Here is a 25,042-nt window from a genome sequence, read left to right as displayed (position 1 = left end):
TTTTCTTCCTTGTGGCTTACCAGTTCCGGCGTTTGATGCGTGTGAGTTCGCTTTCCAGCTCGGCCAGCGCCTGATCCACAGGCAACTCGCCCGCCAGCACACCATGCACTCGATCGAAGAACGCATTGGAGACCCGTGGATAGCGATCGGCAGTGATGGAGGCGGGGCGCATGACCCCATCGTTGAGAATGCTGTGCAGCTGACTGTAATAAGGCATTGCCGCGAGCAGTTCGGGATCCTGATACAGCGACTCGATCACCGGGTTATAGGCGGCAGCCAGAGCACGATGTTTTTGCTGTTGGGCACTGGTCAGGTAGCTCACCAGTTCTGCGGCAAGTTTTGGATGGGCGCTGTAACGCGACACCGCCAGGCCCCACCCACCGAGGGTGGAGGCATGGGTACCGGTCTCGCCGCCACGGGGCAGGGGAGCGACCCCGACCTTGTCTTTTACGGCACTGTCCTGGCTTTGCACCAAGGCCCAGACATAAGGCCAGTTACGCATGAACAGCGCATTGCCCGACTGGAACACGCCACGTCCTTCTTCCTCGGTGTAGTTGAGTACGCCACGCGGGGAGATGTCTCCTATCCAGCTTTTCGCCAGGGTCAACGCCGTTCTTGAGGCCTGGTTGTTGACCACGATGTCGCCTTGCGGATTGACCAGCCCGCCTTGCGGCTGGCTGCTGATCCACTCCAGCGCATTACACGTCAGGCCCTCGTAGGCGCGTCCCTGAAAGATGTAACCCCAGGCATTGGGGTTCCCGGCGTTGCGCTCGGCTTGCTGAACATCCCTGGCCGTAGCGGTCATATCCTCCCAGGTCTGGGGAACCTGCTTGTCGTACTTATCGAGCAAGTCCTTGCGGTAATACAGCAGGCCCGAGTCGGTGAACCACGGCATCGTCACCAGCCGTCCGTTCACTGTGGCGTTATCCACTTGTGCCTGGAAGTAGCCCTGGGTCGCATTGGCAGGAAGCACCTCGCGCAGATCCATCAAATGTTTGGCCAGCATCCCCGGCCACACCATGTCGATTTGAATGATGTCGATGTCGGTGGACTGCGCACTGAGGATCTGTTGGTAAAAGGACAACCTCTCGGTCGCCGAGTTAGGCGTGGAAACCACCTCGACGTGGTTGCCGGTCTGTTTCGACCATGCCTCGACAGCCTCCTTGCAGAGTTGTAATTCCGCACCCACCGCGCCGCAGGAGATCGTCAAATCGGCTGCACTCGAGACGGACGGAAGCCCGGCACAGAGGGTGAGCAGTGCTGCTGGAAGGAGAGATTTGAGCAGTTTCATAAAGCCCTCTTTATTTTTGTTTTTAAAAAAGTTAACGTTAACATCGCCAAATGTAGCAGCGTATTTGCGATGAGGCATCTTTTTTTTCGTCGATTGCGACAATTCGCAACTCGCGAAAAATGGCCGGTCGCGGGAACAAGACAATAAAAACAAAACAGGAAATCCACATGCAGAAAGCATCAAGCTGGCTACTCGCAGGCGTGCTCGGCACCTCGGCGGTAACCTCTCAGGCCGCGACTCTGGAAGAACGCATGGCCGCGTTTGAAGCCCGTACCAGCGCCGCGGAAAAGCGTGCGGCCGCAGCCGAGCAGCAAACCCAGGCACTTGCCAGGGAATTGCAGCAGATCAAACTCGCCACGGCTCCCTTGCAGCCCGCCGCGTCTACTGCGGCAGTCATTTCGGCGCCCGCTTTGGATACCCGAGTGGCAAAACTCGAGGCCCGTCAGCAAAGCCTGGAGAAAGAGGGCAGTACCGGACACCTCACTGATGGGTTCAGCTTCAACGGCTACGCCCGCTCCGGATTGCTGATCAACGATCGGCTGGGTGGTGGCCGTGGCGGCCCTTATGAAACGCCTGCCGGTTCAGTCGGTGGTGCAGTCGGGCGACTCGGTAACGAAGACGACACCTACATGCGTATAGACCTGTCGAAAGAAATCTATGCGCAAAACGGCACCCGTTCCAAATTCACGGTCTCCATCGCCGACGGTGTGGAAAGTTCCAATGACTGGACGGCCGACGAAAGCAAACTGAACGTGCGCCAGGTATTCACAGCGCTTGACCATCTCGCTGCGTTCAAGGGCAATTCAGTGTTCGAGAACGCCACCCTGTGGGCAGGCAAGCGATTCGATAGAGATAATTTCGATATCCACTGGCTGGACTCGGACGTTGTCTATCTGGCCGGCACCGGGGGTGGAATCTACGATATGCAGATGAACAGGAATTGGCGTTCGAACTACTCTTTGATCGGGCGTAACTACGGGGATTTCAGTCAAGGCGATCTTAGTGCCGATGTAGAAAGCTACATCCTGACCTCCAACCAGTTCTTCGAGGATGGTCAGTGGCAGTGGATGTTCAATGGCATCGGCGCAAAGAAAAACGATTTCGCTACCCGCACCAATGCAGCGGGTTTGACGCCTGCGGATTCCGGCTTGCACAGCATGCTGGCCAATCACCAGAAAAACTTTTTCGGCAGGGAAGGCTTCTTCAAAACGGCGCTGCTCTATGGGCAAGGTCTGGGAGCCGAGGTCAAGAACATCGGTTCGGATGGCGAACTCATCGACGATGCCCGCGCTCTGCGTCTGGCACTTTACGGCGAGACACCCCTTGCGCCTGACTGGCGTATCGGCCCCAGCTTGCTGGCCGAACAGAGCAAGGATAGATACGTCAAGGGTGACGACTACCGCTGGCTGACCCTGAACGTGCGTTTGGCCAATAAAATCAACAGCAATTTCGAGATGGCCTACGAAATAAGCTGGCAAACCATGAACCTCGACCCGAAGGACTATCTACAACGTAATGCGGTCGACGGTAACTTCTGGAAATTCACTGTCGCCCCGACATTCAAACCTGAGGTTGGAGATCTTCTTACACGTCCCGAATTGCGAGTGTTCGCAAGCTTCATGAACTGGTCTTCGGATCTGGACGGATTCAGTACCACAGACTCCTTTGGCATGACGGATTTCAAAGCCGGAGGTGTATGGCAATACGGTATACAAATGGAAACCTGGTTTTAATATTTGAGCGCGTTCGGCCAACATCTGCTTTGAGGTTGGCTATGAAAACTCCTCTAACGTCAACAAACCCTGCCTTTCATCAAAGCGCATTGAGTCAGTGATTACCGGTTGAAGCTGATCAGCCAGCAGTTCCCTACGACAAAAAATTGAGGAAATGACGATGGTATTGCCTCGCGCAGTAGTGTTTGGCGAAGCCCTGACCGATCTTGTCCAAGGCACTCCTGGACAGTGGAAGGGCTACCCAGGTGGTGCCCCCTGGAACGTTGCACGAGCGCTAAGTCGCTTGGGTGTCAGCAGTGCTTTTGCTGGGTCGGTGAGCATGGATTCACTGGGTGACGAGATAGTTTCGCAGTCGCAAGCGGCAGCATTGGATATGAGGTTTATCCAACGGGTAGACCGAGATCCTTTGGTCGCCGTCGTTCCATCGAGCCATCCTCCAAGGTACTTTTTTGCTGGAGATGCCGATCTGTTTTTTGATCCGGACCTGATGCCAGAAGGATGGATCAACCATGCAGAGCTGTGTCATTTCAGCTGCATCAGTTTGGCTCGACAGCCACTCGCAGACAGGCTGGTTAAAATTGCTCAGCAGGCCAAAGAAGCCGGTAAACGGATTAGCTATGATCCGAACTGGCGCAATTTAATGGATAGCCATTATCGGGAGCAGACCTTCCCTACGATGACCACCCTTGCTGACATGATTAAGCTTTCCGACGAAGACCTTCGGCAAATTTATCCAGGACTGACAGAACACCAGGCAATGGATGAGCTTCGCGCTCTTAATCCTCAGGCGCAGATCCTTTTTACCCGAGGGGAACACGGGATGGTTCTCCACACCCCGGACAGCCAACTCGATCAGCCGGCGATTGCCGTGAAGGTAGAAGACACGGTTGGAGCAGGAGACGCTTGTATGGCTGGTTGGCTGGCTGCGCAGTTGTTGGGGATCGCAGACTTGAGAGAGCGCCTGCAATTTTCAGCGGCTTGCGCATCCATATCTTGCCGCCATGCAGGAGCCCATGCTCCAGCGCTGGCTGATGTGGAAGGTTTGCTGAAGCGGCTAACACTGGCAAACCCAGGGGATTGCTCATCCGTGTAAATCTGTCGCTACCACCTTGTGTTGGCAGTCAAATGCTCTAGTCCGCAGCTTTGGCCAATCGCTGTCGCAAAACTGTAATGTTGTCGTCATAGAATTGACATGACTTCTTACACACTTCAGCCGGCCTTTGGCCTTTTTCATGGATGAGCAAGCCCTATGCGTCGTGTCATATTCAATCAGAAAGGGGGCGTTGGGAAAACCAGCATTGCCTGCAACCTTGCCGCCGTGAGTGCTGCCGAAGGTTACCGAACGCTGCTGGTAGATCTCGATCCCCAGGCAAACTCGACTCACTACCTCACGGGTCTGACCAACGAGCACATTCCCGCAGGCATAGCCGACTTTTTCAAACAAACGTTGTCCAGTGGCTTTGAAGGCAGAAGGAATCGAGTGGCCATCACCGAGACCCTTTACGACAACCTTCACCTGGTGACTGCTAGCTCTGAACTGTCGGACCTCCAGTCAAAACTCGAGAGCAGGTTCAAGATCAACAAGCTGCGCAAGTTGCTGGTAGAGCTGTCCGAGGACTATGAGCGCATCTATATCGATACGCCTCCGTCGCTGAATTTCTACACATTCAGCGCGCTGGTGGCTGCAGATCGATTGCTGATTCCATTCGATTGCGACAGCTTTTCTCGTCAGGCGATGTACCGTGTTATCGCACAGGTAGAAGAACTACGTCTTGATCACAATGAATCACTGAAAGTGGAAGGGGTGGTGGTCAACCAGTTCACCGGGTATACCGGCCTGCATCAATCTCTCGTGAATGAGTTGCTGGCCGAAGGCTTGCCAGTGCTACCGGTCTATCTGAGCAGCTCCGTCAAGATGCGCGAATCTCACGAAATGTCAGTTCCCATCATCCATTTGGCCCCGCGACATAAGCTTTCGCTGGAGTTTGTTGGCTTGCTGGACGCCCTGGAGCGGGCCGCTTAGCTTCATCGCGGATGGGCTGTTACAAGTGTAATCCCCCCCTCAGGGGCGTCACTCCAGCCAGTGTCAAACCAGCCAGAGCCGATGATTCAAAACCAGTTCGTGCAGCTGCAACACTAACGAAACATTCCGGCCATATGATTCGCACCACCGAAACCTGGGAGGGTTGTAGATGAATCGGCCATCAAGAAGCATGCGCAAACTGCTCGACGCCGTTGCCACCAACAATGAGGCAGCGTCGCTTGATGTGATGCGTGCAGCAGAGCAGCTCCAGGATGAGGTGTTGCGCCAACGATTGCTGAACTTGATTCATCGGCTCAACCAAGACGCCAATGACTTGCGAATGGCGCGGGACGATATCCAGGGCGGGGCCATCAAGCTCGCGTGACCTGCGTCCACCACTTAACGCTGGTCCGTCTATCCTGCCGAGAAACAGGGCCCGCGAGCAGACATTATCAGTCGGATTGAAATCAGTACAACGACAGTTATGGCGCTCACTCAAGACGCAATTGATGCCATCAGAGCTTCTAGAGCCGAAGCTCGATCCGCGTAGCTGACATCGACAAAGGCAGACCCCGTAGCCTTAATTGCGGGGATCAGGAAGATGTGTTGGCCGGACGGTTACCGTAGACGCTCCATTCGTCGCAGTTAACGAATATCAGCGTCAAGCTTACCTCTGCCTGGTGGAGAAAATCGCTGGCATTTGGAGCTCCTTGTAGATAGCGAGAAACCTGAATCCTGAGGTGAATATCAAAGCGATCCAACCAGCGATCCGGATTGACGGGAATATATCGCGCAGCAAGACATACAAGGTGCACCCCAGCAGGATTGGTGTGGCGTAGATCTCACGTGACATCAACAACGAGGCCCTGCCGGCTAGCACATCACGCGCTATGCCGCCTCCAATACTGGTCAGCACGCCCATCATCACCGCCAAAGGTGCACCAAGTTGTAATGCCATCACTTTCTCAGTAGCGACTAATCCGAACAGTGCGGCCGCAAAACCATCGAGATACAGCAATAGCTGATAGCGTTTGTGCAATCTATTGGTGAGAAAAAATGCCAGTAGTGAGGTAACCAATGCGACCCAGATGTAGTTGAAGTCTGCAATCCAGAAAATCGGTTGATCGAGCAGTAGGTCTCTGATGGTGCCACCACCAATAGCAGTGATGATGCCCAGCACTACGGCCCCGAACAGATCGACACCTACCTTTTGGATAGCCAACAATCCGGTAATGGCAAACACGGCGGTGCCCAACATTTGCTGAAAATAAAGCATCCATTACTCCGTTCTCAGGGTACCCATCAGGTGAACGATGGCGATGTGGGGAATGCAGGCGCGCGCCATCTGCAAGGCATCGTCGTTGGCCTGGCAATGCGGGTTGTAAATGTAGAGGGTGCTTCACCCACCGGAAGTCTAGTGGGTTTGTGCCTTTCCCACATCGGAGACTGCATTGAGGTGGAGGAGAGGGGAGTGCTCGCATAAGAGTCGTCATCGTGCCTTTTCTGCCATAGGCGAGATCCAGGATGAATGTGCTGTGGTGTTCAGGCACAGGGTCGCCTTGTGGGCCGGTTGCCTGAGAAATCCTGCGTCCCGGATAACGGTGTTAGAAAAGCATTTGCAGATCGGCACTCTCCGCCATCGCCTTGTTGCCAGTATCGCCGGGGTGCAGGTGGTCTCCCGAATCAATAAGTGGCAACAAGCGAGTGGGGTGTTCAGGGTCGCGGGTCAGGAGATCGAAGTCGATCACTGCGTCGAAGGCGTGACTGGTTCGTATCCAGTGGTTGATCGCCTGGCGCAATTGTTCTTTTTCCGGGCTGTGATAATTCTTCACGATCGTTCCCTCCAGGGCGCCTTCGACGGGCATCAGCGTTGTTCCAATGATGCGAATGTTGTTCCGGCGCGCTTGATCGATCAGTCGACGATAGCCAGCAATCAGTTTTTGCTTGGGCGGCACGAGCCTGTCTGGTTCGAAGGAACTGCCCGGCCAACTGATGTCATTGATGCCGAGCATCAGAACCACCGTTTTTACCCCGGGTTTGCCCAGCACATCACGCTCGAAACGTGCCAGCGCGCTGACCCCCATGCCATCCTCGAGCAGACGAGCCCCGGAGATGCCGGCGTTGAGTATGGCGAGTTTCTGCGTAATCAAGCGCTGGGCGAGGAAGTCCGTCCAGCGTCGATTGCTGTCCAGGGTCGAGCCATTGCCGTCGGTAATGGAGTCGCCGAGCACCACGAGTGCACGGGTGTCGGGCGGTGCATCCACCAGAATGTCACTGAGAAACAGCCGCGCCTCCACGTGCTCGCGGCCTTCCAGCCGCTGAGCGTTGACCTGTTTTCCGGGTGTGATGAATGCCGTTTGTTTGCCATCCCAGTGGAAGGTCGTCAACGGCGTGTGCTGCGGCAGATAAAGAGAGATCGCAAGCTCACTGAGTGCTGGCACTGCCAGGTCTATCGGGTCACTGATCCGCGTTTCGCCCGCGGCGATGCTGACCTGCTCCTGATCGCTGAACGTCAGGCTGTGCCCGGAGCCCGCGCGAATGTGATCGATACCCTCTATGAAGGCGACACGCGCGGCACCGATGACCAGCGGTTGCCGGCCATATTCGTTAGAGACCACCACGCGTATACGGCTGCCGCCGCTGCTGATACGCACTGTCTGGTGGATCGTGCTATCGGCCAGTGCTTGAGGAATTCGCGTGGGCAGCGGCAACTCATTGCCCCTGGTGGGTTGAGGGCTGGCCATCCAGGTGGTGACCCAGTTTTCCGTTGCCATGACAGGGCTTGCGGCAAGCAGGGCAGTCAATGTGAGAGACAAGGGTAATCTCGAGGGAAGGGCAGTCATCCAGGTTTCTCCTTGATCAGTAAATGGTTCAGGAAGGCCAGATTGATCTATTCAAAATGAGTGTGATAGAAGGGGAAATCCCATACAGCCCATTCCTGAATCGAATACCCATGGACAATCTTAAGGCGATGCAGTGTTTCGTCCGCGCCGTCGAGCTAGGAAGTCTGTCATCTGTCGCCCGTGAGTCGGGCAGCACCCAGCCCACGGTCAGCAAGCTGATCGCCGCTCTGGAAAAGCAATTGGGAGCCCGCCTGCTGATTCGGGGCACGACCGGGCTGACACCTACCGAACCGGGAAAGCGTTTCTACGAACGTGCCAAAGGCGTGCTGGAGGAGTACAGCGAAGCTGTTGCAGAGGTGCGCGGTCTGACCGAGCGCCCCGAGGGTTTTCTACGCATCAACGTTCCAGTCAGTCTGGGAGTGTTGCGTCTGAATGCGTTGCTGTTGTCGTTCATGGAGCAGTATCCGGCCATTGAAGTGGAGCTGATCCTCAATGATCGTTTCGTCGACCTCACTGAGGAAAATGTCGACCTGGCCCTGCGCCTGGGGGGCAGTTTGCCACCGAACGCCGTCGCCCGACGCATAGCGACCTCACCGCGGTATCTGGTGGCAGCCCCTGAATACCTGCGCCAGCATTCCCCCTTGAAAAGCCCGGCAGACCTGAGCGAGCACAATTTCCTGCGGTTTGCGTGGTTGACCGCAGGCGATCGTCTGCAACTCAATGGCCCTCTGGGTGAGCAGGTAAGCGTCACGATTCAGGGGCGCTATCGAACCAACAGCTCATTGGCCATTCGCGACGGTCTTCTGCTGGGCACCGGGCTCTGCATCACCCCGGCCTGGCTTGTCAGCGACCTGCTTGAAAGCGGGCAGTTGGTACGTGTTCTGCCCGAGTGGAATGGCCCGCCAAACGACGCTTTTCTGATTTATCCCGAGCGCCGCTACCGCGCACTGCGTACGCGATTACTGATGCAATATCTGGCCGAGCGGGTGGGGCAGTTACCTGGGTTCATGCCCTAGCTAAAAACCTCTATTGACGCAAACCGGTTGGGTCACAGGGCGAGAGGCATACGGCCTCTTGCGTCAAGGAAAGCGCCAGCTCGGCGAGTCTACCTAAGCGTGCGGATCTCGAATGTGCCGTCGCCTGCGTTGAAAAAAGTCGAAAAAAGCCCGTTGACACTCATAAATTTTCACTCGTAGGATCAGGGCTCTTCAGGGAGCAACAACCGGGTCAGGGAATGACTGGTCTGCCGTTATGGCATGCGTGCCAGAGGCACGCCCGTCGACAAGACTTCCCTCGCAGCCACCGAGCGCCACTCTATAAACAATCAGAGTGCCTCTTCGTACTGAGTTCCGAAATGGACTGCCCGTTCGGCGGGCCAGTCGTTTCCAACCAACGAGTAACGAGACGACAGGCTTTTTTCAGGTTCTTCACGCAATCCCGGGGAACACCGATACCTGTAGGAGCTGGCTTGCCAGCGATGGCAACTGACGGCCGAGCATTTTCTTCCTGGTGTACATATTCATTGCTGCGGTAACGGCCACTTAGGGTTCCGCCCTGACGGCGGGTCACTTAACCAAGGGCTCTTGCCCCTGACGTTCGGTGCCTCGCCCAGGCTCGGCATGCCCTCGCTCCGGTCCTGCTCCGTGGGCCCGCCGCCATCGGCCATCCATGGCCGGCGGCGGCTAACCCGGCATCCATGCCGGGTTGCCCACTGCGCAGAACCTGCGCTCGGCCTCTCGAAGGGGCGTGCACCGCAACAGCACCTCGAGGCGAGCTAACGCTCGACCTCGTTGTTTGGTGGTGCACGCGTTCCCCTGTAGGAGCTGCCGGAGGCTGCGATCTTTTGATCTTGCTTTTGCGATCTGGAGATGGCTGAAGATCAAGATCAAAAAGATCGTCCGAACGCGGCCCGAACCTTCGGCAACCCCTACAGATATTTCGTTATATGTGTTCCCCGGAATTCCGTGAAGAACCTTTTTTCAGACCTGTTGAGTGACTGTGCGGAGTTGATGATATGAAATTGTTCAGGCCGTTGCTTCAGCGGCCCGTAGCCTTGCTGTGGGGAGGGTTGGCGCTCTCTTCGATCGGTGACGAACTCTTCGCGATTGCCATCGCCTGGATGGCGGTGCAGATCGCCGGAACCGATGCAAGCTGGCTCAGTGCTTTACGCGGTGCTGCCGCGTTGGCAGGTGCTTTGCTGGGAGGAATATGGGCTGAGCGCTGGGACCACCGTCGCACGATGATCGGCGCCGACCTGGCGCGGGCCGGGCTTGCCTTGATTCCGGTGCTTGCTTGGGGGCTCGGCATCATGAGTCTGTGGATGCTGGCGGTGCCGCTCATGCTCATGATGATCGTCAACTCGTTGTTCGAGCCGGCGCTACGCGCCAGTCTTCCGCGGATTGCCGCGGCGCCGGACCAGCTGCAATCGGTCAACGCGCTGTTCGATGCGATCATCCGGGTCGCCCGGGTGATCGGGCCAATGCTGGCAGCGGCGATTACGCTGCTGATTCCGATCGAACATCTGTTTACCCTGAACAGCATCACCTTCCTGATCTCCGCGTGGGCGGTCATGAAGTTGGGCAAGGCGTTGCCGCGCCAACCTGTCAAGGCAACAAGCCGGCGTGCCGGATTTACCGCCGGTTGGAGAAGTCTTGCGGGACGCAGCCAGATGCAGGCGGTGTATGTGTGTGCGGGACTGGGCAATGTTGCCTGGAGTGTGGGTATATCGATCGGCATGGCGCTGGCAGTCGTCAAATACGATATCCAGGGATTCGGCGTACAGGGTTTTGCTGCCTACGGCCTGATTATGGGGGCTTACGGGGCAGGGAACCTGATCTCCATTTTTGTTGTGGGCAATCTGCAGATCCGTCGCTTGTATCACGGGTTTACCTTCGGTTCCGTGGTTAACGGCCTGGGCATCGCGATCATCGGTACGGCGGTGCTGTACCTGCCACCGGAACACGTCCTGACGGGGATGATGGTCGGCGCAAGTCTTGCGGCACTCGGCGGGCCACTGATCGACATCTCCTTCATTCTGCTGATTCAAACCCGGTTCAGACAAAGCGAAATCGCCGGGCTGGCACGGCTGCGTTTTGCGGCGCTGGGCGCGTCGATTCTGATTGCCGGTGCCTGCGGTGCTGCGCTGTATGCCCGCTTTGAAACCGGCCTGGTGATTGTCGGTGCCGGGATTTTCGAAGTGATCGTGGGGGCAATTGTGCTGCTAGCCCCCAAGGATAACGAAGTCGTGCAGGCGAACAGGGAAGACGGCTCTTCGTCGTCATCCTTGGCGGATGGCAGCGAGGTGGCCCGATGAAACAGTTCCGTTGAAGATGCCGGGAGCGCCGGTAACTTCGTGGCTGACTTTGCTGTTCCTGGTGGGCGTATTGGTAATGATGGCATTTGATTATCCAAACGGAACATTGACCGTGGCTGCGTTACCGGTTGTAGCGATTTTATTGGTCGGCGGCAGGTATCTGTTGCGTCGTCCCAAGGCTGTAATGATGACCCCGACTATGCCGTCGGTGACCCTGACCCGGAAATTCCTCGAATAATCCGCAGTAAGTCTACTCCTCTACACGGACGGCAATACCTCAGGGGTTGGCCGTCTCTCTTGCATTCCTTTTTTGCATCATGACTTGGCGTTTTCGCTCCAGACGTCAGCTCTTGGTGCATTTTTGTGATCATTAGTAGTGCGTCGTCATTAATCATCGTGCTGCGCGGGAGGCTTTGTATTACAAGGGCAATAAAAACTGTGAGTAGAAATTTCCCGCTTATAGGGCACAAAACTCACTTGAGTTGCTAATTGCACAGTTTTCGTACGCTTCAGAGTTGTGCAAGTTTCAAGTGGAAAAAACGTTTCAGTAAACTTTATAATTTTCGGCTCAAAAGTGACACAAAATGTCGCCAGACTATCTTTATTGAAGGGTTTTTTGCCTTTTTGCCACCTGTAACACTACTTGGGCACAGCCTTTGCAAAAGTACTTTCAAATCACCGAAAGTGTGATTTTCTACGAAAAAAATAATGGGGAGCGTTATAAATTGGGCGCCAGAAATCAAACCGAGAAGGCCAAGTCTCTGGCGTCGGGACGCGTCAAGAGATTGCCGAAATCATCAGGAATGTATTTCCGAATGTGACAGGAAGTTAACGACGCACACTGAGGTGCTCGACAGAAACAGTACTCACTAAAACAACGTAAGGCCTGAATGTATTGAAATAGCGAAGTTATAAGAAAATGCCGTTTGTATCGCGGCAAGGAGTAGGGTATGTCCCGAGCTTTTTTTAACGAAATGTATGATGCGAGTGGTAGTTGCCGCCCACATTACCAGGAGTTCGCACGTTGGTTGGCGGACACACCTCTGGAGTTGCTGGATCAACGTCGTCGCGAAGCCGACCTGTTGTTCCACCGAGCCGGCATCACCTTCACCTTATACGGGGACGAGCAGGGCACAGAGCGGTTGATTCCGTTCGACATCATTCCACGCAGCATCACAGCCTGCGAATGGCAGACGGTCGAGCGTGGCTGCATTCAACGGGTCCAGGCATTGAACCTGTTCCTGGCCGACATCTACCACGGGCAACGCATTCTCAAGGAGGGCATTATTCCGGCCGAACAGGTGTTGGCCAACGAGGGTTATCAGGTCGCCATGCAGGGCCTGAATCTGCACCGCGGCATTTATGCCCATATCTCCGGGGTCGATCTGGTCCGCGACGGTGATGGCAGTTACTACGTGCTGGAAGACAATCTGCGCACCCCCAGCGGCGTCAGCTACATGCTCGAAGACCGCAAGATGATGATGCGCTTGTTCCCCGAACTCTTCGCCGCCCAGCGTGTGGCGCCCATCGATCACTACCCCAACCTGCTGCTGGACACCCTCAAGAGCTCCAGCCCCCTGGACAACCCCACTGCCGTGGTGCTGACCCCGGGTCGCTTCAACAGTGCTTACTTCGAACACGCGTTCCTGGCCCGTGAAATGGGTGTGGAGCTGGTGGAAGGCGCCGATCTGTTTGTCCGTGACGATCATGTCTACATGCGCACCACCGCTGGCCCGAAACAGGTGGATGTGATCTATCGCCGTCTCGACGATGCGTTCCTCGATCCGCTGTCCTTCAACCCGGACTCCATGCTCGGTGTGCCCGGCCTGATTGCCGCTTACCGCTCGGGCAATGTGGTGCTGGCGAACGCCGTCGGCACCGGTGTGGCCGACGACAAATCGATCTATCCCTATGTCGACGACATGATCCGCTTCTACCTCAGCGAGGAACCGATCCTCAAGAACGTGCCGACCTGGCAATGCCGCAAACCCGAAGAGCTGTCCCATGTGCTGGCTCATCTGCCCGAACTGGTGGTCAAGGAAACCCAAGGTTCCGGCGGCTACGGGATGCTGGTCGGCCCGGCCGCCACGGCGGCGGAAATCGAGGACTTCCGCCGGCGTCTCAAGGCGCGCCCTGAAGCCTACATAGCCCAACCAACCCTGTGCCTGTCGACGTGCCCAACCTTTGTCGAAAACGGCATCGCTCCACGCCACATTGACCTGCGCCCGTTTGTGTTGTCGGGCAGTGAAACCCGTCTGGTGCCCGGTGGCCTGACCCGCGTGGCATTGCGCGAAGGCTCGCTGGTGGTGAACTCGTCTCAGGGCGGCGGCACCAAAGACACTTGGGTAGTGGAGGACTAAGACATGCTTTCAAGAACCGCTTCGGACCTCTACTGGATGTCCCGTTACCTGGAGCGCGCCGAAAACCTGGCGCGCATGCTCGAAGTCAGTTACTCGCTGTCGCTGATGCCCCAGGCCGGGCGTACCGATGGCCGCGCCGAGCTGGCGATGTCGCTATTGGCCGCCGGCACGCTGGACGACTACAACGAACGCTACGGCGAGCTCAACACCGAGCGCATGCTGCACTTCTTCGCGCTGGATGAAACCAACCCCGACAGTATCTATTGCTGCCTGCAGGCGGCTCGGTCCAATGCTCACGCCGTGCGCGGACGTATCACTGCCGATATGTGGGAGAACATCAACGCCACCTGGCTGGAAATGCGCAATATCGCCAGCAATGGTCTGGGTCGATACGGCATCAGCCATTTCTGCGAGTGGGTCAAGGAGCGCTCGCACCTGTTCCGCGGGGCGACCTCAGGCACGATCATGCGCAACGATGCCTACTGCTTCATTCGCCTGGGTACCTTCCTCGAACGGGCCGACAACACCCTGCGTCTACTGGATGCGCGCTACGAAATGTTCGGCGAAGAGTCGGAGGAGGTGAGTGATAACTCGGCTCGCGGCTACTACCAGTGGAGCGCGTTGTTGCGGGCGCTGTCGTCGTTCGAGGCGTTCAACGAGATCTACCGTAATGCGCCCGGTGCCGAGCAGGTTTCCGAAATGCTGCTGTTGCGCGGCGATGTGCCACGCTCGCTGCACGCCTGCATCGAGGAACTGGACCAGATCCTCGCCAGCCTGCCAGGCAACAACGGTCGTCCGGCCCAACGCCTGGCCGCAGAACTGAATGCGCGGCTGCGTTACACCGGGATCGACGAGATTCTCGGCTTCGGTCTGCACCTGTGGCTGACTGATTTCATCTCCCAGGTTCGCCATCTCGGTCAGACCGTTCACGAATCCTATCTGGAGGTCGTATGAAACTGTCCATACGCCACGACACCACTTACAGCTACGCCGACGAAGTCTGCGCCAGCATCCAGTTCCTGCGTTTGACGCCCAAGAACACCGAGCGCCAGCACATTCTGGAGTGGCACCTGGAGCTGCCGCGCCTGGTGCGCAGCCAGTTCGATCCTTACGGCAACGTCTTGCATGTGTTGACGATGGACGAACCCCACGGCACCCTGGTACTGACTGCCTATGGTCAGGTTGAAATCGATCAGACGATGGACGTGGAGCACGACACTCAGTCGCCGCTGCCGTTCTTGCGCACCAGCCATCTGACCAAGGCCGATGACGCCCTTAACGCCTTTGCCTTGCAACACTGCGGCACGCGGCGTGACCGGGCGGCGCTGATCGACTTGATGAATGGCCTGGCCGACCACATGGTCTACAACCCGGGCGCGACCACGGTGGATACCACCGCAGCCGAGGCGTTTGCGGGCGGAGGAGGGGTGTGCCAGGACCACACCCATGCTTTCCTGGCCTGCGCCCGCAGCCTGGGAATTCCCGCACGTTATGTCTCTGGCTACCTGTGTACCGAAGATGAAAATCACTTGGCCAGTCATGCCTGGGCCGAAGCGTGGTTCGACGATGGCTGGTACAGCTTCGACGTGACGAATCGGTTGGCCCGGCCCGAACGCCATTTGAAACTGGCGGTGGGTCTGGACTATCTGGACGCTTGTCCGGTACGCGGTATGCGTCGTGGCGGTGGGGCTGAGTCGATGCTGGCTCGGGTACAGGTAACGTCCCTGTTTCAGGTTCAACACCAATAACCCCCGAATCAGTCGCAGCAAACTGGCCATACCGTCGTGGAGACGGTATGGCCTCTCATCTCGAATTCATGAGTTAACACGAATGACTTATTGCGTCGCTATGCACTTGGCCGACGGGCTGGTGTTCATCTCCGACTCACGAACCAATGCGGGCATTGATCAGATTTCAACGTTCCGTAAGTTGTTTATTTTCAGCACGCCGGGCGAACGCCTGATTGTGTTGCAAGTCGCGGGCAACCTGGCCACTTCACAATCGGTGGTCAACCTGCTCAAGCAACGTTCCATGGGGCAGGGCCCGCACCTGTTGAATGTCCGCTCGCTCTATGACGCCACGGTACTGGTGGCCGAAACCGTACGCGAAGTCGTCGCCCGGGATCACACCAAGTTGGCAGGCAAGACCGACTTGAGTTGCTCATTTCTGGTCGGCGGGCAGATCGCGCACGGGCCGATGGACGTGTACAGCATTTACCCGCAAGGCAACTTCATTCAAGCGACCGAGGACACACCTTTCCTGCAATTGGGTGAAAGCAAATATGGCAAGCCGATCCTGGACCGCAACCTGACATACCGCACATCACTCGAAGAGGGCCTGCGCTGTGGGCTGATCTCATTCGACTCGACCATGCACAGCAACCTGTCGGTAGGCATGCCGCTGGATCTGCTGGTGTACAGGAAAGACAGTTTTAGCGGTGCCAAAAGTTATCGCATCACGGCCGACGACCCGTACTTCATTCGTGTCCGAATGCAGTGGGCTGCCGGACTACGCGACATGCTTGCCGCACTGCCGGAGCCGCCTGACACCTACATGTCGGGGGCCGCCAACAAAAACTGACGTGTCACCTCTTTTTCAGGCGCCGCCCGGATTTCCAGGCGGTTTGTCTGCTGCAGTAATCGGTCATTACCAGGACGCAAGATTTTGATGGAAAAGTTTCAAACTCATGGAGTCGCAAGGAAGACACCTGCAGTGTCGAACGGCTGAAACTGGCCGTTCTTTGCCGATCATGGTGACAAAGCGTGCTGGTCAAATCTGATGCAATCGTTGGTCAGAACGAATGCAAATGGCTGGTCAGGCCGAATGCAGTCGGTTGGTCAAGTGGAGTGTAATTTCGCATGAGCAGACATCAGTTACAGAAAGACTACGCAACACCTCCACAATCGTCCCGGGAGTGACTTGTGAGTGCATCGGCCTGTCCCATAAAAACAATTCCAACATGGCCACACAGCATGCATCCATTACGACAAAGCCTGCACAACGAACTACATGCACGCCCGTCACTGTATTTCGATGAACCGGCCCATGTGTTTCATCTGGCCTTCCTCGGAAGCGATCAGGAGTGCAATGAATTCCTTGAACGATGCTGCCCAGGCTTCCACGACCTGAATGCCGCCCAAGGCATTACCCAGCTCAATGGCCATGCACTGAAATGGGAGCGCCATGCCGAGTTTTTCACCCTGACACTGGTGGTCACTTCATCCTGTGATGACTTGTCTTGGACAACGCTGCCCGAGGTGCTGGCGTCAAAGGTTGAAGTGCATGTACCGGCCCTGATCAACTCGGTGCAGATTGTAGTGCGTGGTGAAGCCGACCTGGATCTGTCCCGTTACGGCTTTAAGGATCCGAGCGGTTCTTGTGTGGGTGGTGGCGATGCAATGGTCTGGAGTGATTTTCGCCTGAGCGAGGATGGCAACAACCACATGTTGTTCGTCAACCGGCGCCTGAATGCCTACCGTCAGGGCCGGATGATACGCCGCCTGCTGGAAATCGAGACCTATAGGATGATGGCCTCGTTATCGTTGACCATGGCCAAAGACTTGAGCGCGCAGCTCGATGTTTTTGACAAGACCTTGGTCACCCTTTCCGAACGGAACGCCGACCCCGACGGCAGCAATGCGAAAGCCCTGCTTGCGGATATTTCCAACCTTTCTGCCCAAGTGGTGAGCAGTTCTGCGAAAACCCGGCACCGCTTCAGTGCCACGCAAGCCTATGCGCAATTGGTGTTCGAACGTTTGGGTGAGCTACGAGAAAGTCACGTAGGTGATTGCCAACGCCTGGGCGTATTTATCGAGCGCCGCTTCAAACCTACCGTCAGGTACTGCACCGCCACCGAACAGCGCCTGGAGCACTTGGCCGAAAGCGTGGCCAACCTGGGCGATTTATTACAAGCACGGGTTCAGGTAGAAATGGAGGAACAGAACTCGGAAATCCTGAAAAGCCTGAATGCTCGCGCCGATGCTCAGATTAAGATCCAGCGCGCAGTGGAGGGGCTGTCGATTATTGCCATTACCTACTACCTGCTCAGTTTGTTCAAGCTGGGATACTCAGGGCTGCACCTGCTTGGCGTTGGGGTGGCCCCGCGAGAGGCCATGCTGGTAATGACGCCGCTCGCGATCGGTATTCTTGCGTTGATCGTGCTCCGTATCAAGAAAGTCAAAGAGCATTGAGACGATGACCTGACTCATTTTATGTACTAGGGCGCGTGGTGTTAAAAACTGGGAGCGCACACACAATATTGAAGTCGCTGAATGACTGCTTGCAGATGTGGATTCAACCGGTCGAATGCAAATCGGTGGGCAAGTTGAACGCAATTTGGCAACTGCCGGTGGCACCCCGAAACCGGTCATGATTCAGCCCTCGCGACCTCTTTGCCAATCTCCAGAATTTGCTCCCGGCAAATCCATCGGTCGCAATTTTCGCTGGTATCGGAGTCAGGCGAAGAGTTCTACGTTGAGGTGACGCTACTGCCCGTGCGGCTGGTTCACAAGCGCCAGCCAAGCAATCAAGTCGATACGAGCACTTCGTTACGCTTGACGAAGTAGTGTGCCCCTTCAAAGGTTGACTAATCAGAACGCTGCTTTGAGAGGGCAGAAATTTTCACGCCCCGCATTCATGAATCTCCCTGAGCCACCCTCCAGTCCAAAACACACCGCGCCTGTGAAGCGAACCTAAGCTAATGCTAAAAAGATATTTATTGCTGTTTTTTAAGATCGTTTAGCTTCAAGCAAGGATTTTAGGTTCAGTCAGACATGGAGTGAAACATGGCGCACACACGAGGTATCACCTCCTTACCGACGCTTGATCTGTCATTGCTCGATGGCACTGCGGCACAGCGTCAGGGGTTTCTTGACGATCTGCGTCATGCGGCACGGGATGTGGGCTTTTTCTACCTGACCGGCCATGGCATTGATGCCGATTTGTTGAACCTGGTGCAGAGCCATGCTCGCCAGTTCTTTGCGCTGCCGGACAGCGAGAAGACTGCCGTCGGCATGATCAATTCCCCACATTTTCGCGGTTACAACCGCGCGGCGTCGGAGATCACTCGCGGTAAACCGGATTTGCGCGAACAGTTCGATCTGGGTGCAGAAAGGGACGCACTAACGCTGGATGAAAACAGTCCTTACTGGGCACGCCTGCAAGGCCCCAATCAATGGCCAGCCGCGTTGCCGGCGCTCAAGCCATTGTTGCTGGATTGGCAGCAGGCCATGACCGGAATGTCGCTGCGCTTGCTCCGCGCTTTCGCCCAGGCGTTGTCACTGCCGCAAGAAGCTTTCGATCAGTTGTACGGCGATAAGCCCAATGAGCACATCAAGCTGATGCGGTATCCAGGGCAGGTGCCAGACGAAAGCAATCAGGGCGTGGGGGCGCACAAGGATTCAGGTTTCCTGAGCTTCCTGCTGCAGGATCATCAAACCGGTTTACAGGTGGAAATAGAGGAGGGGCGTTGGATCGATGCGCTGCCTCGGGACAACACCCTGGTGGTGAACATCGGCGAATTGCTGGAGCTGGCCACCAACGGTTATCTGCGCGCCACGGTGCATCGCGTGTTGTCGCCGCCTGAGGGCAATGAGCGTTTGTCGATCGCCTTTTTTCTCGGTGCGCAACTGGACGCAGTGGTGCCGCTTTACCCCTTGCCGACGGCGCTGTTGCGCGAAGCACGGGGCCCGGCGAGCGATCCCGACAATCCGTTGTTTCGCGACGTGGGCTGGAACTACCTCAAAGGTCGCCTGCGTTCCCATCCCGATGTTGCCCAGCGATTTTACGGGGATGTACTGATCCCCAACGCACTCAGCGCCTGACCCTTTTACTCGATCAAGGAATACAAACATGTTCAAGAAAACAGGATTGATCCTGGCCGTACTGGGCGGGCTGGTTGCGTCTCTCAGCGCAATGGCGCTGGAACCATTACGCGTGGCGGCAGACCCGGTGCCTCATGCGCAGATTCTGGCGTACATACAAAAAATCGACCCGCAGTTGAACCTCAAAGTGATCGAGATCCCCAACGGTGTGAACTCCAATGAACTGCTGGCGCACGGTGACGTGGACGCGAACTACTTCCAGCACTTGCCGTATCTGAAATCTCAGGAGCAGGCCCTCGGCGAAAATTTCGCGGTGGCAGCAACGGTGCATATCGAACCGTTGGGGATCTACTCCCGTCGGCACAAAAGCTTCGACCAGGTACCACTAAAAGGCACGGTGGCGGTGCCGAATAACGTCACTAACCTGAGTCGCGCGCTGTACTTGCTTCAGGACAATGGCCTGATCAAGCTCAAGGCCGGTTTCAACGACCCGGCCACTGACCAGGCAACACCCAAGGACATTGCCGCAAACCCGAAGCAGCTGAAAATCCTCGAAATCGAGTCGCCGCAGATTCCTCGCGCACTGGAGGATGTGGATCTTGCGGTGATCAATGGCAATTACGCGCTGGACGCCGGTCTGACTCCGGCTAAAGATGCGCTGGGCCTGGAAAAGGCCGATGGCAATCCGTACGCCAATATCCTTGTGACCACGCCAACGTTGCAGGACGACCCACGGATAAAACAGCTGGCCAAAGACCTGACGTCGCCTGAGGTGGCCAGGTTCATTACCGACACCTTTGCGGGTTCGGTCATTCCGGTCGATCCGGTAACCGTGGCGGCCAGCAAGCCATGATTGTCGTCGAGCAGTTGAGCAAAACCTACTCGCCAGGGCAGGCACCTGCGTTGGACAACGTGTCCCTGAGCATTTCCGACGGCGCGATCTACGGGATTCTGGGGCGCAGCGGCGCAGGGAAGTCGACGCTACTGCGTTGCCTCAATCTGCTCGAACGACCAAGTTCCGGGCGTATTCTGCTGGACGGTGAAGACCTGACAGCCTTGTCCGACCTCGAACTGCGCCGACAACGCCAGCGCATCGGCATGATCTTCCAGGGCTTTAACTTGCTGCATTCGCGCAACGTCTTCGACAACATCGCGGTGCCGCTGGAAATCGCGCGCGTCGATAAAACGCGGCGCCATGCACGGGTCAGGGAACTGCTGGATCTGGTGGGCTTGAACGATAAAGCCCGGGCGTTTCCTTCGCAGTTGTCCGGTGGGCAGAAACAACGGGTTGGCATTGCCCGTGCGTTGGCGGCGCGACCGGCTTATCTGCTGTCGGATGAAGCCACCAGTGCCCTCGACCCGGAAACCACGGCTTCGATTCTTGAACTGCTGCGCGATATCAATCGGCAACTGGGGTTGACCATCGTGCTGATCACCCATGAGCTGGACGTAGTCAAGTCCATATGTGATCACGCCGCTTCACTGGCCCATGGCCGGTTGGTCGAGGCGGGGCCGATCGCGCAGCTATTGAGCAACCCGGATTCCAGCCTGGGCCGTTCACTGCTGCCGGGATACTGCGCGCCTTTGGGCAAGGCTGCACAAACCCTGGAATTGAGCTTTTTCGACCATCTGCTGGCCACGCCGGTGCTCAACGAGTTGGTGCAACAACAGGGTGTGGAGTTGAACCTGTTGGCCAGTGGCGTCGAGTCTATTGGAGGGCGCAGGGTAGGGCGTTTGCGCGTGGCTTTTCGACAGCCCGGTGATGAGCTGAGCCTGACGCGGGTGGTGGACTTTCTCAAGCGGCGTGGCGTCAGGGTGGAGCGTTCATGAACCGGAATATCGATTGGAGCGAAATCGTTCAACTGGTGTTGAACGCAACCGGTGAAACCCTGTACATGGTGCTGCTGGCGGGTATTTTTACCTTGCTGATCGGCTTGCCCCTTGGCGTGTTGCTGTTCATCAGCCGCCGCGGTGGGTTGTACCCTATGCCTAGACTCAACAAAGGGCTGGGCGGCCTGGTCAATCTTGGTCGCTCGTTACCGTTCGTGGTGATGCTGATCGCGTTGATTCCGCTGACCCGGCTGGTAGTCGGTACGACGTTGGGGAGTACTGCTGCCGTGGTGCCCATCACGATAGGGGCTTTTCCTTTTTTTGCCCGAATTGTCGAAAACGCACTGGACGAAGTCGACAAGGGCCGCATCGAAGCCATCCTCGCCATGGGCGGTGATATTCGACATGTGATTTTCAAAGTGCTGCTGCCCGAAGCGTTGCCCGCCTTGCTCGCGGGTATCACTCTGACCCTGGTGATGTTGATCGGATTCTCATCCATGGCCGGGGTCATTGGGGGCGGTGGGCTCGGAGACCTGGCGATTCGCTACGGTTACCAGCGTTTCAATAACCAGGTGATGGTTGCGACTGTGGTGGTGCTGGTGATTCTGGTTCAGAGCGTGCAAAGCCTTGGTGATCGGCTGGTGAGCTCATTGGCTCATCGGCGATGACTTTTTTCGGAGTCCTGCTGCGGAGCTGGGCGACATGACCAAGCCTCACTCGCGAGCAGAGTACGACAGGAATATCCGAGAGGCTTACACCGACGACTTCTACGTTGCATATCTTCGAGATCCAGTCGGAAACAAGATCGCGGTTTTCTTCAATGACTGATCTGCGAAGTTGAGCCAAACGCACTCGGAAAATGGAGCGCGAGAGTGTCATAGGCGTTTCTACTAGCCTTCGATCGACCGGAAGAAAATACCGTCTATTCGTACCCCAAACGCGTGGATATCCCTTCAAGAAACGGGAGGAATCGCCATGCCAAACATCCGACAACAACCAGATCGAGAACTTGATCCGGCCGTGGGTGTTATCGCAGATACGGAGGAGGGCTGCTGTAGAGGCGTATCAGTAAGGGGTAGCCAAATTGGTAGTATCTGTCACGGCGATGTAAACAAGAGCTTAGCGCACGCCGGTAGCAATAATCCTACGTGGCGAAAGAACATGATGGTATGAAAACTCAAACTAATAGCCGCAAGCAACTCTCACTTTTTTTAGGGCGAGTTCAAGCGTTTCAACCGGCACCGATCCCAGCGCCACGCGCAGCGCATTAGGCGCATGGGATGCAGCAGAAAACGGCTCTGCTGTCGTGACCAAAATGTTGTCGCGCCGCAATGCAGCAGCAATGCTCTCGGCCCGCATGTCTTCGGGCAATGGTAGCCACAGGAAGTAGGCGTTTGGATGCGCGATCAGGTTGATGCCTCCGAAAATGCGGCGGGCAAGTCGTTGTCTATTCGCGGCGTCTTTGCGCTTCAATTCTTCCAGGTCATCCACCACGCCTTCTTCGATCCAGCGACACCCCAGTTCGACGGTGATCGATGGCGAACTCCATGTGGAGGCTCGCACGGCTTGCTCGAGCGCAGGGATGAGCGATACAGGCGCAGCGATGAATCCGATTCGCAAGCCCGAGGCGACGCTTTTGGAAAGGCCGGAAACGTAGATCGTGCGATTCGGTGCGAGCATGAACAACGGCTTCGGCGCCGGCTCAGCTAGAAACGCATAGGCGCCGTCCTCGATCAGCGCAAAATCGTGTTCCTCGGCCAGCGCTACCAAACGCTTGCGGTCGGCGGCTGGCATGATCGATCCCAGCGGATTGTGCAGGGTTGGCATCGCATAAAACGCACGTACGGGACGCCGCTTGCAACTTGCCGCGAGCGCATCGAGATTGGTCTTGCCGGCAGCCAACGGTATAGGCAGAAGCTCAATGCGATGGGCGACGGCCAGCGCTTTAATGCCCGGGTAGGTGAGCGCATCGACAGCGAGTACATCGCCCGGCTTGAGTATCGCCATCATCGCGAGCGCCAGCCCTTGCTGCGCGCCATTGACGATCAACACCTGCGATCCGGGGACTCGAATCCCTCTATTGCGAAGATGTTTCGCAGCGATCTCTCGTTCATGCGCACGCCCGCCATGAGGGGCGTTGCGCAACAAGGCGTCCAGATCGCCCGACGATGCGAGGCTGCGCAGTGCCTGCCTCAGCATCTCTGCTTGCCCGGGAACCGCTGGATTATTGAAGGTCAGGTCAATTATTCCAGCTTCGGATGCCGGTTGCAGACCGAGGTCGCGTGGCAGAGAGGTATCGCGCACGAAGGTGCCACGCCCCATTTCACCCACCACCAGCCCCATCGATTCCAACGTGCGGTAGACGCGAGCTGCTGTCGCAAGCGCAATGCCATGTTCGCTCATCAAGGTGCGTACCGTCGGCAGTTGGGTTCCAGGGCGCAAACGTCCGCTGCGAATGTTTTCCGCTACCTGGTCAGCAATGGTTTTGTACCGTGGCATCGTCATTCAATGTACCTAGAACAATTCTTTGTGTGTATCAAGTGCCGAGCGTAGGCTCCACTACCACACAAAGCAAGGAGGCGAGCTCGGCGCGCAGGACGTAACCGTTCCAGTGGCGTCGAATCGATTGAGACATGTTCAGTCACGTTACTGTGGGATGCACCGACCTCGAAAGAGCATCGGCTTTTTATGACGCCGTACTTGCGCCACTCGGGCTGATCCGCCGTGCGGTGACCCCGGATGGAGGCCCCGCCTCGGCTTGCTGGGTCGATCCGACGCGCACACTGCCCAGGTTCTATGTCTACTTGCCGCGTGATGGCCTTGCGGCGACGCCGGGCAATGGCAGCATGCTCGCGTTTCATGCCGAAACGCCCGACAGCGTACGCGCGGCCTACACAGCGGGGATTCTGCAGGGCGGTACTGATGAAGGCACTCCGGGTGAGCGGCCCTGGTATGGCGAGGGCTACTACGGTGCCTACCTTCGAGACCCTGATGGCAACAAGCTTCACATCGTCTATCGCGGTGATCTGGAGCACACATGGTAGAGCCATCGACGCTACTGCTGTTTGCGGGGGCGGTGTTGCTGTTGCTGATGTCTCCCGGCCCCAACATGGCCTTCGTGATTGCGCACGGCGCGAGCTACGGCTGGCGTGGCGGCGTCGTTGCCGCATTGGGAATTGGCGCAGCTGACCTCGTATTGACCGCGCTCACCGCAGCCGGTCTCACGGCCGCAATAGCGCAGTGGCCACCGTCGTTCGACCTGATCCGCTGGGCCGGTGCGTTCTATCTGCTCTGGATGGCCTGGAAGGCCATACGGGTTCGTGCCGGACTTCCACTACACTCCGCCATCCAAGTCTCGCTGATGTCGGTGTTCATCCGTGCGATGCTGAACTCTTTGCTCAACCCGAAAGCGCTGCTGTTCTTCATGGTGTTTTTGCCGCAGTTCGTTGTTCGGGGCAGTTCTCCAGTCGCACAGCAAATCGTGACGCTGGGGCTGGTGTTGACACTGATCGCGACCTTTTTCCACGTCGCGCTGGGCCTGGTGGGGGGAATCATCCGGGGTTACGCGTCCCACAAAGGCGAGTCCGCGAAGTGGCAGTCGCGGAGCCTGGCATTCGTATTGGTGTGGCTTGCGGTTCGCCTGGCGTTCACGTCGCGGCCGGCATGAATGCTGAGTCGGACAGGGATGAGCCCATGCAACGCCTTAACATTAAGCACCCTGCCGCCTTTCATTTAACCGTGTGTCGGGACACTCGGCATAGGTCAACATCGAAGTGAGGCATGCTCAACCTCTCGCAATATTACAGGGCCTCTTTTATAGGTAATTC

22 protein-coding genes are annotated in these 25,042 nt (G+C 56.8%); 18 read left to right on the top strand and 4 right to left on the bottom strand.

From position 1 onward, the window contains the following. Positions 1–16: 16 nt before the first annotated feature. The gene (locus tag ACM6IK_RS03265; protein ID WP_414873133.1) at positions 17–1,291 is read right to left on the bottom strand and encodes an ABC transporter substrate-binding protein; all 1,275 of its coding nucleotides are present in this window, start codon (positions 1,289–1,291) and stop codon (positions 17–19) included. A 167-nt stretch (positions 1,292–1,458) separates the two neighbouring features. On the opposite strand from ACM6IK_RS03265, the gene ACM6IK_RS03260 reads away from it, so the two are divergent. From ACM6IK_RS03260 to ACM6IK_RS03245, 4 genes are all read left to right on the top strand, one after another. Beyond that, on the top strand, positions 1,459–3,024 hold the full coding sequence (locus tag ACM6IK_RS03260) for a carbohydrate porin (RefSeq protein ID WP_414873132.1): 1,566 nt from the start codon (positions 1,459–1,461) through the stop codon (positions 3,022–3,024). A 160-nt stretch (positions 3,025–3,184) separates the two neighbouring features. Further along, the gene (locus ACM6IK_RS03255; protein WP_414873131.1) at positions 3,185–4,117 is read left to right on the top strand and encodes a carbohydrate kinase family protein; all 933 of its coding nucleotides are present in this window, start codon (positions 3,185–3,187) and stop codon (positions 4,115–4,117) included. 156 nt (positions 4,118–4,273) lie between these two features. Then, positions 4,274–5,047 carry a ParA family protein gene (locus ACM6IK_RS03250; RefSeq protein ID WP_414873130.1) on the top strand — a complete coding sequence of 258 codons (774 nt, stop codon included), beginning with the start codon at positions 4,274–4,276 and terminating at the stop codon, positions 5,045–5,047. Between the two features lie 169 nt (positions 5,048–5,216). Beyond that, positions 5,217–5,432 (top strand): hypothetical protein, encoded by a 216-nt coding sequence (locus tag ACM6IK_RS03245; RefSeq protein WP_218428201.1) that lies wholly within the window; start codon positions 5,217–5,219, stop codon positions 5,430–5,432. Positions 5,433–5,714: 282 nt separating this feature from the next. Here the strand turns inward: ACM6IK_RS03245 and ACM6IK_RS03240 are convergent, their stop codons facing one another. Both ACM6IK_RS03240 and ACM6IK_RS03235 read right to left on the bottom strand, forming a co-directional pair. Then, the gene (locus ACM6IK_RS03240; protein ID WP_414873129.1) at positions 5,715–6,323 is read right to left on the bottom strand and encodes a trimeric intracellular cation channel family protein; all 609 of its coding nucleotides are present in this window, start codon (positions 6,321–6,323) and stop codon (positions 5,715–5,717) included. A gap of 328 nt (positions 6,324–6,651) precedes the next feature. Next, positions 6,652–7,890 (bottom strand): SGNH/GDSL hydrolase family protein, encoded by a 1,239-nt coding sequence (locus ACM6IK_RS03235; RefSeq protein ID WP_414873128.1) that lies wholly within the window; start codon positions 7,888–7,890, stop codon positions 6,652–6,654. A 110-nt stretch (positions 7,891–8,000) separates the two neighbouring features. Here ACM6IK_RS03235 and ACM6IK_RS03230 point away from each other — a divergent pair, with 110 nt between their 5' ends. The 12 genes from ACM6IK_RS03230 to ACM6IK_RS03175 all read left to right on the top strand — a co-directional run bounded on the left by ACM6IK_RS03230 (position 8,001) and on the right by ACM6IK_RS03175 (position 21,883). Beyond that, positions 8,001–8,906, top strand: coding sequence for a LysR family transcriptional regulator (locus ACM6IK_RS03230; RefSeq protein ID WP_414873127.1), 906 nt, complete (start codon positions 8,001–8,003; stop codon positions 8,904–8,906). A 998-nt stretch (positions 8,907–9,904) separates the two neighbouring features. Continuing rightward, positions 9,905–11,203, top strand: a complete 1,299-nt coding sequence (locus tag ACM6IK_RS03225; protein WP_414873126.1) for an MFS transporter — start codon at positions 9,905–9,907, stop codon at positions 11,201–11,203. Positions 11,204–11,213: 10 nt separating this feature from the next. Further along, positions 11,214–11,441, top strand: coding sequence for a hypothetical protein (locus ACM6IK_RS03220; RefSeq protein ID WP_414873125.1), 228 nt, complete (start codon positions 11,214–11,216; stop codon positions 11,439–11,441). Between the two features lie 712 nt (positions 11,442–12,153). After that, positions 12,154–13,563 (top strand): circularly permuted type 2 ATP-grasp protein, encoded by a 1,410-nt coding sequence (locus tag ACM6IK_RS03215; protein ID WP_414873124.1) that lies wholly within the window; start codon positions 12,154–12,156, stop codon positions 13,561–13,563. 3 nt (positions 13,564–13,566) lie between these two features. Further along, positions 13,567–14,517 carry an alpha-E domain-containing protein gene (locus ACM6IK_RS03210; RefSeq protein WP_115948004.1) on the top strand — a complete coding sequence of 317 codons (951 nt, stop codon included), beginning with the start codon at positions 13,567–13,569 and terminating at the stop codon, positions 14,515–14,517. Continuing rightward, a complete protein-coding gene (locus tag ACM6IK_RS03205; protein ID WP_414873123.1) occupies positions 14,514–15,311 on the top strand; it encodes a transglutaminase family protein in 798 nt (265 codons plus the stop codon). The genes ACM6IK_RS03210 and ACM6IK_RS03205 overlap by 4 nt, the downstream gene beginning before the upstream one ends. An 82-nt stretch (positions 15,312–15,393) precedes the next feature. Next, a complete protein-coding gene (locus tag ACM6IK_RS03200) occupies positions 15,394–16,143 on the top strand; it encodes a peptidase (protein ID WP_414873122.1) in 750 nt (249 codons plus the stop codon). Between the two features lie 392 nt (positions 16,144–16,535). Then, on the top strand, positions 16,536–17,753 hold the full coding sequence (locus tag ACM6IK_RS03195) for a DUF3422 domain-containing protein (protein WP_414873143.1): 1,218 nt from the start codon (positions 16,536–16,538) through the stop codon (positions 17,751–17,753). Between the two features lie 594 nt (positions 17,754–18,347). Further along, complete coding sequence (locus tag ACM6IK_RS03190) at positions 18,348–19,385, top strand: isopenicillin N synthase family dioxygenase (RefSeq protein WP_414873121.1); 1,038 nt, start codon at positions 18,348–18,350, stop codon at positions 19,383–19,385. 28 nt (positions 19,386–19,413) lie between these two features. Next, the gene (locus ACM6IK_RS03185; protein WP_414873120.1) at positions 19,414–20,238 is read left to right on the top strand and encodes a MetQ/NlpA family ABC transporter substrate-binding protein; all 825 of its coding nucleotides are present in this window, start codon (positions 19,414–19,416) and stop codon (positions 20,236–20,238) included. Then, on the top strand, positions 20,235–21,215 hold the full coding sequence (locus ACM6IK_RS03180; RefSeq protein ID WP_414873119.1) for a methionine ABC transporter ATP-binding protein: 981 nt from the start codon (positions 20,235–20,237) through the stop codon (positions 21,213–21,215). Before ACM6IK_RS03185 ends, ACM6IK_RS03180 begins: the two co-directional genes overlap by 4 nt. Beyond that, entirely contained in the window at positions 21,212–21,883 is a 672-nt protein-coding gene (locus tag ACM6IK_RS03175) for a methionine ABC transporter permease (RefSeq protein WP_413424256.1), read from the top strand. Before ACM6IK_RS03180 ends, ACM6IK_RS03175 begins: the two co-directional genes overlap by 4 nt. 514 nt (positions 21,884–22,397) lie before the next feature. Here ACM6IK_RS03175 and ACM6IK_RS03170 read toward each other — a convergent pair. Next, positions 22,398–23,720 carry a PLP-dependent aminotransferase family protein gene (locus ACM6IK_RS03170; RefSeq protein WP_414873118.1) on the bottom strand — a complete coding sequence of 441 codons (1,323 nt, stop codon included), beginning with the start codon at positions 23,718–23,720 and terminating at the stop codon, positions 22,398–22,400. A 128-nt stretch (positions 23,721–23,848) separates the two neighbouring features. Here ACM6IK_RS03170 and ACM6IK_RS03165 point away from each other — a divergent pair, with 128 nt between their 5' ends. Together ACM6IK_RS03165 and ACM6IK_RS03160 are read left to right on the top strand one after the other, a co-directional pair. Further along, the gene (locus tag ACM6IK_RS03165) at positions 23,849–24,259 is read left to right on the top strand and encodes a VOC family protein (protein WP_414873117.1); all 411 of its coding nucleotides are present in this window, start codon (positions 23,849–23,851) and stop codon (positions 24,257–24,259) included. Continuing rightward, positions 24,253–24,882 carry a LysE family translocator gene (locus ACM6IK_RS03160; protein WP_414873116.1) on the top strand — a complete coding sequence of 210 codons (630 nt, stop codon included), beginning with the start codon at positions 24,253–24,255 and terminating at the stop codon, positions 24,880–24,882. Before ACM6IK_RS03165 ends, ACM6IK_RS03160 begins: the two co-directional genes overlap by 7 nt. The last annotated feature ends 160 nt before the right edge of the window (positions 24,883–25,042 follow it).

This window comes from Pseudomonas sp. IT-196MI5, assembly GCF_949767415.1.
Taxonomy (GTDB): Bacteria; Pseudomonadota; Gammaproteobacteria; order Pseudomonadales; family Pseudomonadaceae; genus Aquipseudomonas.
This window is presented reverse-complemented; position numbering and strand designations above follow the sequence as displayed.

Bases quoted from the DNA above. Each gene is read 5' to 3' on its own strand.
- ACM6IK_RS03265 (WP_414873133.1), bottom strand. From the start codon at position 1,291: ATGAAACTGCTCAAATCTCTCCTTCCAGCAGCACTGCTCACCCTCTGT.
- ACM6IK_RS03260 (WP_414873132.1), top strand. From the start codon at position 1,459: ATGCAGAAAGCATCAAGCTGGCTACTCGCAGGCGTGCTCGGCACCTCG.
- ACM6IK_RS03255 (WP_414873131.1), top strand. From the start codon at position 3,185: ATGGTATTGCCTCGCGCAGTAGTGTTTGGCGAAGCCCTGACCGATCTT.
- ACM6IK_RS03250 (WP_414873130.1), top strand. From the start codon at position 4,274: ATGCGTCGTGTCATATTCAATCAGAAAGGGGGCGTTGGGAAAACCAGC.
- ACM6IK_RS03245 (WP_218428201.1), top strand. From the start codon at position 5,217: ATGAATCGGCCATCAAGAAGCATGCGCAAACTGCTCGACGCCGTTGCC.
- ACM6IK_RS03240 (WP_414873129.1), bottom strand. From the start codon at position 6,323: ATGCTTTATTTTCAGCAAATGTTGGGCACCGCCGTGTTTGCCATTACC.
- ACM6IK_RS03235 (WP_414873128.1), bottom strand. From the start codon at position 7,890: ATGACTGCCCTTCCCTCGAGATTACCCTTGTCTCTCACATTGACTGCC.
- ACM6IK_RS03230 (WP_414873127.1), top strand. From the start codon at position 8,001: ATGGACAATCTTAAGGCGATGCAGTGTTTCGTCCGCGCCGTCGAGCTA.
- ACM6IK_RS03225 (WP_414873126.1), top strand. From the start codon at position 9,905: ATGAAATTGTTCAGGCCGTTGCTTCAGCGGCCCGTAGCCTTGCTGTGG.
- ACM6IK_RS03215 (WP_414873124.1), top strand. From the start codon at position 12,154: ATGTCCCGAGCTTTTTTTAACGAAATGTATGATGCGAGTGGTAGTTGC.
- ACM6IK_RS03210 (WP_115948004.1), top strand. From the start codon at position 13,567: ATGCTTTCAAGAACCGCTTCGGACCTCTACTGGATGTCCCGTTACCTG.
- ACM6IK_RS03205 (WP_414873123.1), top strand. From the start codon at position 14,514: ATGAAACTGTCCATACGCCACGACACCACTTACAGCTACGCCGACGAA.
- ACM6IK_RS03200 (WP_414873122.1), top strand. From the start codon at position 15,394: ATGACTTATTGCGTCGCTATGCACTTGGCCGACGGGCTGGTGTTCATC.
- ACM6IK_RS03195 (WP_414873143.1), top strand. From the start codon at position 16,536: ATGCATCCATTACGACAAAGCCTGCACAACGAACTACATGCACGCCCG.
- ACM6IK_RS03190 (WP_414873121.1), top strand. From the start codon at position 18,348: ATGGCGCACACACGAGGTATCACCTCCTTACCGACGCTTGATCTGTCA.
- ACM6IK_RS03185 (WP_414873120.1), top strand. From the start codon at position 19,414: ATGTTCAAGAAAACAGGATTGATCCTGGCCGTACTGGGCGGGCTGGTT.
- ACM6IK_RS03180 (WP_414873119.1), top strand. From the start codon at position 20,235: ATGATTGTCGTCGAGCAGTTGAGCAAAACCTACTCGCCAGGGCAGGCA.
- ACM6IK_RS03175 (WP_413424256.1), top strand. From the start codon at position 21,212: ATGAACCGGAATATCGATTGGAGCGAAATCGTTCAACTGGTGTTGAAC.
- ACM6IK_RS03170 (WP_414873118.1), bottom strand. From the start codon at position 23,720: ATGACGATGCCACGGTACAAAACCATTGCTGACCAGGTAGCGGAAAAC.
- ACM6IK_RS03165 (WP_414873117.1), top strand. From the start codon at position 23,849: ATGTTCAGTCACGTTACTGTGGGATGCACCGACCTCGAAAGAGCATCG.
- ACM6IK_RS03160 (WP_414873116.1), top strand. From the start codon at position 24,253: ATGGTAGAGCCATCGACGCTACTGCTGTTTGCGGGGGCGGTGTTGCTG.